The organism is Methylobacterium sp. CM6257 (assembly GCF_054611515.1).
Window position 1 is genome coordinate 6164190 of record NZ_CM137735.1, and the last position, 12932, is coordinate 6177121.

The 12932-nt window shown below is 63.5% G+C and carries 13 protein-coding genes; 5 read left to right on the top strand and 8 right to left on the bottom strand.

Features of this window, described 5'->3' with window-relative positions; genetic code table 11:
• Positions 1-30 precede the first annotated feature (30 nt).
• Complete coding sequence (locus tag ACYCO6_RS29985; RefSeq protein WP_459766185.1) at positions 31-918, top strand: LysR substrate-binding domain-containing protein; 888 nt, start codon at positions 31-33, stop codon at positions 916-918.
• Between the two features lie 605 nt (positions 919-1523).
• Here the strand turns inward: ACYCO6_RS29985 and ACYCO6_RS29990 are convergent.
• From ACYCO6_RS29990 to ACYCO6_RS30010, 5 genes are all read right to left on the bottom strand, one after another.
• The gene (locus ACYCO6_RS29990) at positions 1524-1790 is read right to left on the bottom strand and encodes a hypothetical protein (RefSeq protein WP_459766187.1); all 267 of its coding nucleotides are present in this window, start codon (positions 1788-1790) and stop codon (positions 1524-1526) included.
• Positions 1791-1897: 107 nt separating this feature from the next.
• On the bottom strand, positions 1898-2854 hold the full coding sequence (locus tag ACYCO6_RS29995) for an AAA family ATPase (protein ID WP_459766189.1): 957 nt from the start codon (positions 2852-2854) through the stop codon (positions 1898-1900).
• An 83-nt stretch (positions 2855-2937) separates the two neighbouring features.
• The gene (locus ACYCO6_RS30000) at positions 2938-3129 is read right to left on the bottom strand and encodes a helix-turn-helix transcriptional regulator (protein WP_459766191.1); all 192 of its coding nucleotides are present in this window, start codon (positions 3127-3129) and stop codon (positions 2938-2940) included.
• Between the two features lie 124 nt (positions 3130-3253).
• Entirely contained in the window at positions 3254-3928 is a 675-nt protein-coding gene (locus ACYCO6_RS30005; RefSeq protein ID WP_459766193.1) for a hypothetical protein, read from the bottom strand.
• Complete coding sequence (locus ACYCO6_RS30010) at positions 3925-5154, bottom strand: tyrosine-type recombinase/integrase (RefSeq protein WP_459766195.1); 1230 nt, start codon at positions 5152-5154, stop codon at positions 3925-3927. Before ACYCO6_RS30010 ends, ACYCO6_RS30005 begins: the two co-directional genes overlap by 4 nt.
• 433 nt (positions 5155-5587) lie before the next feature.
• Between ACYCO6_RS30010 and istA the strand changes: the two genes are divergently transcribed.
• On the top strand, positions 5588-6853 hold the full coding sequence (istA, locus tag ACYCO6_RS30015) for an IS21 family transposase (RefSeq protein WP_459761958.1): 1266 nt from the start codon (positions 5588-5590) through the stop codon (positions 6851-6853).
• Positions 6850-7719, top strand: a complete 870-nt coding sequence (gene istB / locus ACYCO6_RS30020) for an IS21-like element helper ATPase IstB (protein WP_459761956.1) — start codon at positions 6850-6852, stop codon at positions 7717-7719. The genes istA and istB overlap by 4 nt, the downstream gene beginning before the upstream one ends.
• A gap of 240 nt (positions 7720-7959) precedes the next feature.
• Here istB and ACYCO6_RS30025 read toward each other — a convergent pair whose 3' ends face one another.
• On the bottom strand, positions 7960-8874 hold the full coding sequence (locus ACYCO6_RS30025; RefSeq protein ID WP_459766197.1) for a LysR family transcriptional regulator: 915 nt from the start codon (positions 8872-8874) through the stop codon (positions 7960-7962).
• A 262-nt stretch (positions 8875-9136) separates the two neighbouring features.
• Here ACYCO6_RS30025 and ACYCO6_RS30030 point away from each other — a divergent pair, with 262 nt between their 5' ends.
• Complete coding sequence (locus ACYCO6_RS30030) at positions 9137-9727, top strand: recombinase family protein (RefSeq protein ID WP_459766199.1); 591 nt, start codon at positions 9137-9139, stop codon at positions 9725-9727.
• Between the two features lie 262 nt (positions 9728-9989).
• On the opposite strand, the gene ACYCO6_RS30035 is transcribed toward ACYCO6_RS30030, so the two are convergent.
• Together ACYCO6_RS30035 and ACYCO6_RS30040 are read right to left on the bottom strand one after the other, a co-directional pair.
• On the bottom strand, positions 9990-11267 hold the full coding sequence (locus ACYCO6_RS30035; RefSeq protein WP_459766201.1) for a hypothetical protein: 1278 nt from the start codon (positions 11265-11267) through the stop codon (positions 9990-9992).
• A gap of 651 nt (positions 11268-11918) precedes the next feature.
• Positions 11919-12221: a hypothetical protein gene (locus ACYCO6_RS30040; RefSeq protein WP_459766203.1), complete on the bottom strand. Its 303-nt coding sequence runs from the start codon at positions 12219-12221 to the stop codon at positions 11919-11921.
• Between ACYCO6_RS30040 and ACYCO6_RS30045 the strand changes: the two genes are divergently transcribed.
• On the top strand, positions 12220-12618 hold the full coding sequence (locus ACYCO6_RS30045; RefSeq protein ID WP_459766205.1) for a hypothetical protein: 399 nt from the start codon (positions 12220-12222) through the stop codon (positions 12616-12618). The two genes, ACYCO6_RS30040 and ACYCO6_RS30045, sit on opposite strands and share 2 nt — an antisense overlap.
• Positions 12619-12932: the final 314 nt, after the last annotated feature.

Below are 12932 nucleotides of genomic sequence, written 5' to 3' on the forward strand. Positions count from 1 at the left end.
AAACTCACAGCAAAGACCAGGGAGGCTGCCTTGCCGACATCCCACCTGCCACTGAATGCGTTGCGTGCCTTCGAGGCAGCGGCACGCCTCGGCAGCATGAGCGCCGCAGCAATGGAACTCGGCGTGACACACGGCGCGGTGAGCCGTCAGATCAAGGCATTGGAGGATCGGTTCGGATTACCCCTATTCGAACGGCACCCCAGAGCGATCGTGGCAACGCATGAAGGTGCTCAGCTCGCCTCCGATGTTGCTGAAGCCTTCGAGCGCCTGCAAATCGCAGTCTCGCGCGTGCAGCCAGGCCCGCTTACGCTCTCCTGTTCAGCGACAATCATGATGCGGTGGCTTATTCCGAGACTTCCGAAATTTAAACTTGCAAACCCATCATGCGATATTCGACTTAATATCAGCTTCAATGACACCGACTTCGTTCATGAAGAGATAAGCCTAGCCATTCGAACGACAATGTTCAGACCACCACAGACTGCGATAGCTGAAACGGTTATTCCGGAGGAGATCGGGCCAGTCTGTAATCCTGATTATGCCGCGCGCCTTGGTTGCTTGCGGCCAGACGATCTCATGCAAGCGCGCATTCTAGTGAATGCAACGCGTCCAAATGCCTGGTCAGAGTGGGCAATTGCCGCAGAAAGGCCGGACCTTAAACTTACTGCTCATGAAATCTACGGGCATTTTTATCTGGTGATACAAGCTGCAGCAGTTGGACTAGGTTTTGCGCTGGCTCCATTAATTCTAGTGGAAGATGAGATCCGCTCAGGTCACCTCGTTGCACCTTTCGGGTTTGTGATTGGGCCACATAACCTTCAGCTCTGGATGGCAAGCCACCAACGTAATCGCCCTGATCTCAGGGCAGCTGCCAGTTGGCTTCGAAATGAGTTGCGTTCGGTGCACGCTGATAAATGAACAACTCTTCGGTGATCGATGCGTCGTAAGGGGCTCTCATCTTTCTGGATCACACGGGGACTGTGACATCCATCAGAGCCGACAATGGGGCGGTTGCTGCCGCGGATCTCTGCACCGCCCTGCCAAAAAGGACAGTTGTTGAGACCGTGAGTGGGCCCCACTGCCTTTGGAGAAACACAGCAGCGCTCCAAAATACCCAATCCACGAAGGACCGCTTTCAATTCGAGAGAGGTCGTACGGGCGAGGCCTGCCGAAGATCGGCTTGTGGCTTCATCCGGACTTGTGGCTAGGCTTGAGCCGATGTCCGCTTCGGAGTTGCCGCCGAACGCCACCGAATGGCCGCGTTAGGCGCGAACCGGAAGGTCCGCTTCCGACCAAGGGTCAAGGTCCGATCGTGGCGTGTTGCCGAACAGGGGGCACGAAGCCCTGACTTCGGTTGAATTGCGGGGCGGTCCTTAACTGTATCAGACCGGCAGAGCAAACGCGCATGATGAGCGTGCTTCAGGTCTCCTCCAGGGCGGTCGGGCCGGCCAGCTCGGGGCTGGCCGACCGGGCGCAATCAACGGCGAGCTGTCGAGCTGCGCCGAGTTCTAAGTTGTGAGCTTTTAGAAGCCGGCTGCGAAGCGCGAATTGGCGCCCGATGTCGGTCGGATCTCGACGTCCAGATACGCCAGCTGGTGGGCGACGAAGGCGGCGGGGTCAACGACGAAGCCGTCGTCGTAACAGATGCCGGCGGCTCCAGTGTCGAAGTCGATGACGATTCGTTCCCGCAAGGCTGCCTCGATCTTGGCGAACTGGTCAGCCGTGGGTTGGCGGCCATGGAGGGCTGCGGCTTCGCCTAGGGCATTTGCGATGGGTAAGAAGCGGGTCATTACGTGTTTATTCTCGGTTGATGTTAAGGGAGGGGCGGTCACAACGGTCACAAGATCACAACCGCCCGGATCGCTTGGTTGTCCTGGGTCTGCGGTGGTTCGAGTTCCTATTCTTCGGTGTCTGCTTCCCCGTCGTCGGATTCGCTGATGACGTACAGGCCGCGTCCGCGCTTGCTGACCTCGCCTGACGACATCATTCTTTGGAGGAGCTGGCGGACGTTCACGCTGGGCACGTCAAGCTTGGCGCTCAGCTCCGTCGGTGACATCGGCCCGGCCGCTTCGACCAGGGCGGCCAAGATCGCTTGTCGCTCGTCACTGCGTCTCACTTCCGCTGCTGGTCCTTGCGCCAGCCAGGTACCGGATTGCTTGTCGAACAGCAGTGCGGTCTCGATCTCCTCGATGTCGCGTCCGCGGGCGTAGAGCGTCGTGCCCTGGCCGCCCCGGTCCAGGATCAGGATCGTGTCGGCTGCGCCCGTGATCCCGTTCGTGCCGGACACCGTCTCGAACGGATCCTCGGCGGCCATCTTGCGGGTGTGGTGGACCACGACGACTGCGATCCCGGTCTCGTCTGCGAGCTGCTTCAGCGGCGCCAGAGCCCGGTAGTCCGACTCGTACCCGGTGTCGCTGCTGCTGCGCTCCGGACGGATCTTCGTGAACACGTCGACGATGACCATCCGGGCATCTGCGGTCGCGTCGACCCACTCGCGGATCGCTTCGACCCCGCCCGCATCCAGGCGCGGGCACTCCGTCTCGAGGTAGAGGTCGTCCAGGGCGACCTCTTGGTCCTGCAGGATCTGGCGCAGGCGCTGCTGCAGGCGGCGCTCGTTGTCCTCCAGGGCGAGATAGAGGACGCTGCCCTGCTTCACCGGCACGTTGCCGAGCGCCAACCCGCCGGTGGCGACCGCGACGGCCAGGCCCAGCGAGAGCCACGATTTGCCGGTCTTCGGCTTGCCGGCGACGATCGACAGGCCAGGCTGGATGTAGCCGGGCACGATGTGCTCGATCGTTGGCAGCTTCTTGGCCAGCAACGCGGTGGCGTTGAGGCGGCCGAACCTTGGGCGCATCTTGACGGCGCCAACCTCTGCGTCCGCCGCGGTCTCATATCCCTCGGCCGTTTCGAGTGGGGGTGTCTGGGCGAAATCGAACATCACCGCGCCCCCGCCTGGCTCGTCGGGAGGGCAGCCAGCCAGCTCTGCAGGTCTGCCGAAAGGATCAGCGTCCGGCGGCCGAGCTTGCGTGCCTTCAGATTGCCGGCCTTGATCTGCTCATAGATGAGGCTGCGGCTGGCGCCGCTCGCCTTCACTACATCCGCGACGCCGTAGCTCAGCTTCTCGTTCATGGATCACCACTCGTGCATGTGCCGGGATCGCCCCGGTCGATGCGCGAGAGATGGCAGAAGCCCATGCCGATGAAACTACGGCACGATAAATATCGGTGCGGGGATTTCGGTGCGGGGATTCCCGCTAAGGATCGTTGGCCGGCCTTCCCGGGTCGGACCATGCCTCGGCACCCGTCTCCTCGATCGCACGAAACCATTGCTTCAACGCTTCGCGCTCCGACAGGCCCGGTATGCTTTTCATCAGACCGCCAAAGATCTGTTCCTGAGATGCCGGCCGACGGTTCAGCGAAGCACGCATCATCTCGCACAGCGCTTCGAAGGCAGCTTTGCCAGCTGCCCGTCTCCGAGCAACAGGGGTGCTGGCGATCGGCCACTTCCGCTGGATCTGCTTGGCCTCAAAACGGACCTCCGGGTTGTGCGGCTCCTTGCTGTAGGAAGCGAGGGAACTGAGCGCTCCATACCGATAGAAGTGATGGTCAATCCAATACCGCTTGCTTGCTTCTACACGCTGGCTTGACTCTTCCGGCTGATACGAAGCAACAATTTCACCTCTCATAAGCGCGTTCTGAACATCTTCAATCGCCTTGCGGAATTTTGTTTTCGTATCACTTGTCGGGTGATGTAGGTATATGTGCTCTTCAAGCGCATCGCGGTGCACACGCCTGTTGGCATTCCTGTCGGTATACCAGAGTTTTCGGAGCTCGCTCGCGGCGGTCTTGTCAATTAAATCCCGATCCTTGAATGCCACCCAGGCAACCACCTGCTTCGATGTCCAGAACGGATCGTCGAATCCACTCACGATTCTTCTACTCCTACTTCGATGCATGTTCCGGCGCTCGCGCCGCCACAATACTCATTCCACTGGCTCATAAGCGCTCGCCGCTTCTCGAAAAGATCCGTCCGGAAGTAGGCGGCTTCGACCTTGTCCTTGTTGGTGTGCGCCAACGCGGCCTCGGCCACCTCGCGCGGCGCACTCGTCTGCTCCGCAGCCCAGTCTCGGAACGCCGAGCGGAATCCGTGCACCGTCGCATCCACCTCCATCCGGCGCAGCAGCATCTCCAGCGCCATGGTCGATAGCGGTCGCCCAGGCTTGTTGCCGGGAAAGACGAGTTCGCCCTGACCCGCCTCACGCAGGCCGGCCAGGATTTCGCGGGCACGGTCCGACAGCGGAACACGGTGCTCGCGCCCAGCCTTCATCCGCTCCTTCGGCACCGTCCAAACGCCCCGGTCGAGATCGACCTCGCTCCAGAGCGCCCCCATGGCTTCGCCGCTGCGAGCAGCGGTCAAAATCGCGAATTCCAGACAAAGCGCGCTCACCGACCGGCTTTGATGCAGGCGTGCGATGAAGGCCGGCACCTCGTGATATGGGAGTGCCTTGTGGTGCCCGCGGGTTAGCTTCTGGCGGCGGGGCAGCAGATGATCGAGATGACCGCGCCAACGAGCCGGGTTCTCGGCTGTCCTGTGCCCCTTAGCCCGAGCCGCATCCAGCACCTTCTCGATCCGGCCTCGCAGACGAGAGGCGGTCTCGGGCACTTTGGTCCAGAGCGGCTTCAGGATGGCCAGCACCTGCTCGGTCGTGACCTGATCGACCGGCACGCTCGCGATCGGCTCGCAGTAGCGGGTCAGGGTCATGCGCCACTGGTCTCGGTGCTTCGGATTCTTCCAGCCGGTCTCAAGCGCGCTGACCACCTCGTCAGCCATCTCGCTGAAGGTGGGCATGCGCTTCTCGGGCTGCACGTCTCGCACGGCAAGCGGGTTCACGCCGTTCGCGACGTGGGCACGGGCAGCGGTGGCTAGTTCACGGGCACGGGCGAGGCTTACGGTGCTGGCGCTGCCAAGCCCCATTTCGCGCAGCTTGCCGGCACCCGTCTGGCCGGGTTCACGCCAGCGGAACAGGTAGACCCAACGTCGGCGCGAGCCGTCGGGCGAGATGGACAGGTAGAGGCCTCCACCGTCGGCGTGGCGGCCAGGCTTCTTCAGGGTCGAGACCGTCCGGGCGGAAAGGCGGTTGGTGGTGCGGGCCACGGCATTCCTCGGTTCGGCCCCAACACGGGCCCCAACACAGATGCCGGATTTTGGCGGACAATCGTGGACAGCGGAAGACGCTAGGCGGCTTAGCGCGTTGATTTATCAAGCCATCACAGCTGTCCCTGGACGTGAGTGGACAAGGATACGGCGGACTCCGTCTCCGCCAGCATCACCTAAGATGCTGTAATTTCAGCGCTTTTTCTCGCTTCGTCCGACCAGCTTGGTGACACAGTGTCACCGTAGCCGTGAGGGGATGAGGCCCACGGTGCGGCGCGCCTGTCAGTGGGCGTTGAATACTCCCTGATTGTGGGGACCGAAAATTCCCTGGTTGGTGCCCTGGCCTGAGTGCGCGGCGGGCACCCCGCGTCCCCGGGCTTATCCATCCTCCGCCATCATGCCCGCCGATGCGTATCGGCCGGGAGCGACGAGGATGGTCCTGCTGGGAGAACTCCTCATGATCCTCGACCTGCACCGCCAGGGTCTGTCGATCACCGCCATCGCCCGCCGGACCGGGCGCGATCCAAAGACCGTCCGCAAGTACATCGCGCGCGGCCTCGAACCGCCCGCCTACGGTCCACGCCAAGCCGGACGCCCGAGCAAGCTCGCCCCCTACCTCGTCTATCTGCGCGAGCGCGTCGCCGCCTTTCCTGATCTCAGCGCCGTGCGCCTGACCCGCGAGCTGCGGGAGCGCGGCTATACGGGGGACTACACCGCCGTAAAGCGGTTCGTGGCCGCGATCCGGCCGCCCGAGGCCCAGCCCTACGAGGTTCGCTTCGAGACGCCCGCCGGCCAGCAGGCGCAGGTCGACTTCGCCCGCTTCGAGGTCTCCTTCACGGACACACCGGGCGCGACCTGCATCGTCTGGCTGTTCTCGCTCGTGCTCGGCCATTCCCGGCATATCGAGGCACGCTTTGTCCTGCATCAGGACCTGCAGACCCTGCTGCGCTGTCACATCCAGGCGTTTGCCGCGATGGGCGGCGTGCCGATCGAGATCCTCTACGACCGCATGAAGACCGCGGTCACCGGCGAGGAAGCGGACGGCCACATCGTCTACAACCGATCCCTGCTGGCGCTGGCCAAACACTACGGCTTCCTGCCGCGTGCCTGCCGCCCCTACAGGGCCAAAACCAAGGGTAAGGTCGAGCGGCCGTTCTCCTACATCCGCCAGGACTTCTTCCTGGCCCGCTCATTCCGCAACCTTGACGACCTGAACCTCCAGCTCAAGGTCTGGCTCGACACCGTCGCCAACGTTCGCCTGCACGGCACCACGCAGCGGATCGTCTCGGAGGCCTTCGCCGCCGAGAAGCCCGAGTTGCAGCCGCTGCCGGCCGTGCCCTTCAATGCCCTGCTCAAGCTGGAACGGCGCGTCAGCCATGACGGCCTCGTCTCGATCGGCGGCAACTACTACAGCGTGCCGGACCGGACGCGGCGGGTCGTCGAGGTGCACCAGCTGCCCGACACGATCCGTATCCTCGACGGCGGCCGGCTCGTGGCGAGCCACCCGATCCTGGAGGGCCGGCGACAGTACCGCGTCGATCCCGACCATCGACAAGGCGCGGCCGCTCGGGCCATGCGGCACGGCCATCCCGACAGCCTGACGATCGGTTGCCGGGGCGATCACGTCGCCCGGCGCTCGCTGTCGGTCTACCAGGCCGTCGGCGAGCGGCTCGCCGCCGGGATCGAGGGCCGGTCATGACCCGCGCCGCCCCCTCCCATGCCACCACGACCCTGGACAGCATCAAGCGCAGCTTGGTCGGCCTGCGCATGCCGCGCGCCCTGGAAGTCCTCGACGCCGCGATCCGGCGCATCGAACAGGGTGAGATCGACGGCATCTCTGCCCTCGACGAGATCCTGACCGAAGAACTGACGTTGCGCGAGAACCGCCGGGTGAAGACCGCCCTGCTCGTGGCACGCCTGACCACGATCAAGACGCTGTCGGGCTTCGACTTCGCTTTCCAGCCCTCCCTCGACCGGGAGCGGATCATGGCGCTGGCGGAACTGACCTTCATCGATCGGGCCGAGGTCGTCCATCTCCTCGGCCCGCCCGGCACCGGCAAGAGCCATCTCGCCACGGCGCTTGCCGTCGAGGCGGTAAAGGCCGGGCGCAGCGTCGTGTTCTCGACGCTGGCTGATCTGATCGCTTCGCTGGCCAAAGCTGAGCGCGACGGCGCGTTGCGCGAGCGGATCCGCTACCTCAGTCGGGCCTCCCTCTTGGTGGTGGACGAGATCGGGTACCTTCCCGTCGTTCCGGGTGGGGGCAACCTGTTCTTCCAGCTCGTCAACGCGCGCTACGAGAAGGGCGCGATGATCCTGACCTCGAACCGCGGCTTTGCCGAATGGGGAGAGGTATTTGGCGATCCCGTGGTGGCCACGGCTCTGCTGGACCGCCTGCTTCATCACGCCGTCGTCGTTCAGATCGAAGGAGCGAGCTACCGGCTGCGCCAGCATGGCGAACTTGTGCCCGAGCACGTCCGCTCGAAGGCACTCATCACCCCACCGCCCCCTCCACGCCGCCGTGGCCGGCCACCAAAGAGCGCGACCCTCGATCACAGCGCCGGCTGATCACCGTCGACCACCAAACCCGCCGATCAGGGAATTTTCGATGCCCATAATTGCGGAGACTTCGGTGCCCGTTGACACCGCGCCCGTGATGAAGGCAACCTTCCCGGTGAAACGGCGCATGTCTTGATCTCTCGGCTGACCTCAATGAGGTGCCTGACGTAGACATCGCGCGAGCCGCCGATCAGCCGTTCGTCCCTCAACGGAACGATGAGCGCATCTCATCGTCGGACGATGCGGCCCCTACAATCCGAGCGGCTTCACCTCGCGGATCAGGTCGATGAGGAGCCGCAATCCGGTCGGCAGTTGGCGTCGTCCGGGAAAGTAGAGGTGAAAGCCGGGCCCCACTGGCGCCCAGTCCGCCAGCACGACGCGAAGCTCGCCGCGGGCGATCGAGGGTTCGACACACGGCTCGGGAAGATAGGCGAGACCACCGCCTGCTGCCGCCAAGGAGAGGGCGAACTGGGTGTTGTCGAGGGTCACCGCACCGGGAACGTCGAGCGCGATCTGCTCTTCCGCTCTCTCGAACTCCCACCGATAGAGGCTGTCATCGCCCAGGCGGATGCGCAGGCATCGGTGAGCCGCAAGGTCGCGCGGATGATCGGGCGTCCCCTGCCGATCGAGATAGGCTGGAGCACCCACCACCACCCAGCGCAGATCGGCAGACAGTCGCTGCGCGACCATGTCCTGGGGGACCGTTCCGCCATATCGGATGCCCGCATCGGCTCCGGCCTCTACGACATCGAGCAGATCGTTGGACACTCGAACGTCGATTTCGACCTGCGGGTGGCGCTCGTGGAAGAGAGGCAGCACGGGGGCGAGCAACAGCGTGCTCGCATGTTCGAGCACGTTGAGGCGGATGCGCCCGGTCGCCTTCATCGGCTCCCGGTGCTGGTTGAGCACGTCGAGCGCGGAACCGATCGCCGCGAAGGGAGCGTCCAGCGAAGCGAGCAGATCTTCACCTGCGGCGGTGAGCGAGACACTGCGGCTGGTGCGGTTGACGAGGCGCACGCCGAGGCGCGCCTCCATCGCTTTGAGCACATGACTGAGCGCAGAGGCGCTGACGCCAAGCTCCAGCCCCGCCCGCCGGAAGCTGCGATGGCGCGCGATGGCGAAGAAGGTCCCGAGATCAGCCAGTTCGGTTCGATTGATCCGCATCGGAGCAGTGGAATGTCTGCGCGCGGGAAAGCAATCCGTATCGGGTCAGGACCGAGTTGGGTCAGAGGCCGATTGGCCGCGCGGGGTCGCAAGCGGACGGCGCAACGCCTTGATCTTCCGAACCAGTGCCACTGGACCCTGCTTCTATGGCGGAGTTCACCGCGCCGCCGCCAGCCGGGCTTTACCCTGCCACAAGCTTTGCCTTTGAGCTTTGGCAGTGTCGTGCCACAATGTTCTTGATCCTTGTGGCAGCAGGACGCGCATGCTCATCGGCCTCGCGAGAACCTCGACCTTGGAACAAGAGGCCGGGCTCGACGCTCAGAAGCGCGCGCTCACCGCTGCCGGGGTCGAGAAGCTGTTTGTCGAGCAGACGAGTTCTGTCGGGCCGCGCCCGGCGCTCGAAAGCGCGATCGAGTTCGGCCGCGAGGGAGACACCCTGATGGTCACCGACCTGTCACGGCTCGCTCGCAGCGTGCCGGACTTCTGCCGGATCCAGGCGCGCCTTGCCGCGAAACGGATCGAACTCCGAGTGCTGAACCTCGGCCTCGACACCGCCAACCCAACCGGCAAGCTGATGCTCAACCTGCTCGCCAGCATCGCGCAATGGGAGCGCGAGATGATGCTGGAGCGGCAGCGCGAGGGCGTCGCGAAGGCCAAGCTCGAAGGGCGCTACAAAGGCCGCGCCCCGACCGCGCGCCGGAAGGCCGAGCAGGTTTATGCGCTGGCTGATCGAGGCGCTCGGAAGACCGCTATCGCGGCCGAACTCGGCATGAGCGCGCGGTCGGTCTTTCGACTATTAGCTCAGAGGGCAAGCGTGGCAGATACGGTAGGTAAGGAACCCACGCTGCCATAAGCTCCCCCGCACTGTCGTTGTCGGCGCAGCGCACGTAGACGGTCGAGAGCCCTTCCAGCCAATGGGGCCGCCGTTCGACAATCTCACCGTCACCGCGGGTACGCAGCAGGTCGGTCAGGATGGACTCATCATCGACGTGGACGGTGAGTTGCGCTTCGTTCACCGCAGGGTTACGGGCTGGATTTTTAAGACGTTCAACAAGTTCACGGATCCGCATCGACATTCTCCATTGCAACAGGAGTATTTATCGACGCGGCTATCGTCAGATCGAGCGCTTGGACGAGCCCTTAGGGCGCCCTGGCCGCCTGTAGGTTCCGTCCGCGATCTTGGCGCCCTTGAGAACCTCTCGGCTGTCACGCTTCCGCTGGGCGTCCTGCGCCTTCAGGCGCGCGTCCCGCTCGGCGGCCGTCTCGGCGGCCGTCGCCGAGATCAGCTTCCCGCCGCGGGAATGATGCGGGCGCACGACATCGAGGATACCGGCCTCAGTGACCGGCTCGGTGCTCACGTCGGTGTAGCCTGCGCCGATCAGCCGGTCCCGCAGGCGCTCAGCCTGCCCGTGGTCGTACAGGTACACGGCGTAGTCGCCTGAGTAGTCCGGGTCCCGGATCGCGCCACGGCAGACGAACTGATACACGTCCTCGTCTTCGCGCGCTGCTTGGATGCCCTCGCGGTTGAGACCAAGAGCCTTGATGATGGCCTCATCGTCTGGGGTCGCCTTGGCCGAGTAGATCAGCGCGCAGGACGTGTGGCGGCGCAGGTTGTTCGTTCCAGCCATCTTTGCCCTGACCTGATCTGCTCCGTCGAAGCGGCCGTAGAAGAAATCCTCAATGGCGGAGTTTGAGGCCCAGTAGCCATCGAACTCGATCGCCTCCAGGTGGCGAGAGATCGCCACGAGGCAGGAGCGGCCTTCCTTTTTCTTCCACCATACAGTCGAGCCGGGATGCTGCGCATAGTAGTAGTAGATCCGGATCTGCGGCTGGCCGGTGCGTGGGCCTCCAACCTCAATGACCTCGACGCGCACGCCGCCAGCACGCCGCACGGCATGATCGGCGAGGCTGCCGGGATATCCGGCCGCGGCCACCTTGACGGTGGCAGCGGGGCCGAGCGCGGCCAGAGACCAGATCGACCTCCACCTGACAGGTGGAGCCCCAGGCACGCCCGCATCCTCCCACGCGGCAATATCAACTTCGACCACTCGGCTACCCGAGCCTGCGAGGTGATGGAACTCGGTGAGCCTGGTGCCGCCGACATCTCCGCGGATCTGCCCCAGGCTGATCTGCGCCGCTCCCGGTCGCAAATTCACCCTGGACCACCCGCCTTCGCCGCCGGGCGTGAGGATGTAGCGCTCCCGCATCGCAGCCCACGACGTTGCGAGCCCGATACTTCCGGACAGCGTAGCTGCCTCGGGGTTCTCGTCCCACCGCACGTGCAGACCCTCGACATCGCTCGGATAAAGGCCCATCGCCGCCGCGTGCGTGGTGACGATCACGGTATGGGGGGCAACAACCCCACGGATGGCTTCCCGAAGGGCACGGACCACGCCGCGCTTCACGCCGGGCAGGCCCGGAGTGGATCGGCACGATCGTCGGCGACCGGCCTGCTGCTGCGGCCCTAGCCTGAAGCCGGGCAGTCTGTTCCTCGATGAGAGCGATCCGGGGGAGCACGAACAGGTAGACCGCGGTCGTGGTTGCCATCTCCTCGATGATCGTTTCCGACTTGCCTCCTCCGGGCGCGCTGGTGAGGAGAGTGATAGTAAAAACGTCCGCGATCTCGTTCGCGGCCGATGAAATTAATTCCGTCCGATGCATTCCTAAAGACAGTGACTGTGTTTCTTGGACTCAATATACGTCGGGCGACGAGCCAGCAGTTAATTAAAAGAAATATTGCTCTCCTGGCCCGATGTGCCGTTCATGAAGAGGCGCGCCGTTGCTTTCGGGTGCGGGCGAAGCCCGTGCCCGAGAAAGACGAGCGCGCACAGCGGCGGGCACCGCCCGCCCTGTCACACCGGGTTGCAATCAAATCGGGGATCAATCCCGAGGCGGCGCAGCCCGCGCCGCATCAGGATCTCATGCCGCTTCGCTGGGCTCGACCGGGGCTGCCGCCCCGCTCGGCCTGCACTCGCGACGGAGTTTCAAGGACGGGGTCTCCGTGAGGACGTAGTTTTTCCTTGCTGCTCCGTCCTTTCGGCCCCTCATGCCCCCTCGCCGAATTCCATTCCTTCTGCTTGACGCGCCGCAGGCGCGATCAGGCATGCATTGGATGTATTTGCCATCTGTAAAATCGTAGAGCGCCCAAGAACTCCAACTTCGTAGATAAGAAGCGCAGCCGCACCATCAGCGCCGCGATCCTTGGCGCCTTTCAGATCGAAAGAATAATTTCGACTTCCCCGAGCAGCATCTGGCATCAAGAGAAGGCCAGCCCGATTGGTGGGCCCGGCAATTGCTAGAAAGTCATTGAACATGAAGGTTAAGATTTGGAAGCGCCCGCGGCGCATGAAGAACGCGATCGAAATTTTTCCCTCCGGAAAGCAGGACGGCTACTGGTCGGAAAATGACAGGACGCCGCACTTCGAAGTGCCTGTCTTGTGGCGTGGACAGCCTGCGATCATGCAGTTCTTTGGGGAGACACCCGACACGCCCTACAATCCCATCGCCACGAGGCTCCTTGATCATCAGCATCTCAGGATTCGTGGCTCGGCCTTCATCGTCACGGGCGCAGAGGAGCGTTACAAGATGCGGGCTTGGGCTACCTATAAGGAGGTAACAGACGCTATTGCCCACATCGGGCTCAGCGCGCCACCCGTCATTTTTAGTGTCGGCGTGCTCGTTGCGCAGCAAGATATCTATGCGGCGACCGCCGACGATCTCTTCGCCATCCGGATGTGCCTCTGATCGCCTCGATACCTTCGTAGCTGCTCGCCTGAGCCTGGTGCAGGCGGGCAGCTTCCTCAACAAGGGTTTCGAGTAGCCGGAATCGCCCGCCGTCTGACGAGGATTAGGCCGCAGCCGCTCTCGCAGCGAGATAGGGCGCCGGATCCGTCGCGTTCGCGTTTAGCGACGCGCAGTAGTTGAGCGCTCGACGGGGCCGCCGGTCCGGAGCGTGGAGTGATTTCAATTTCGACATCCTGGAAGCGGCAGGACTAAGATGAATTTGTTGATCGGCATCATTGCGCCCGACCCAGACAAGGATTTCAGATGCGTTTTCC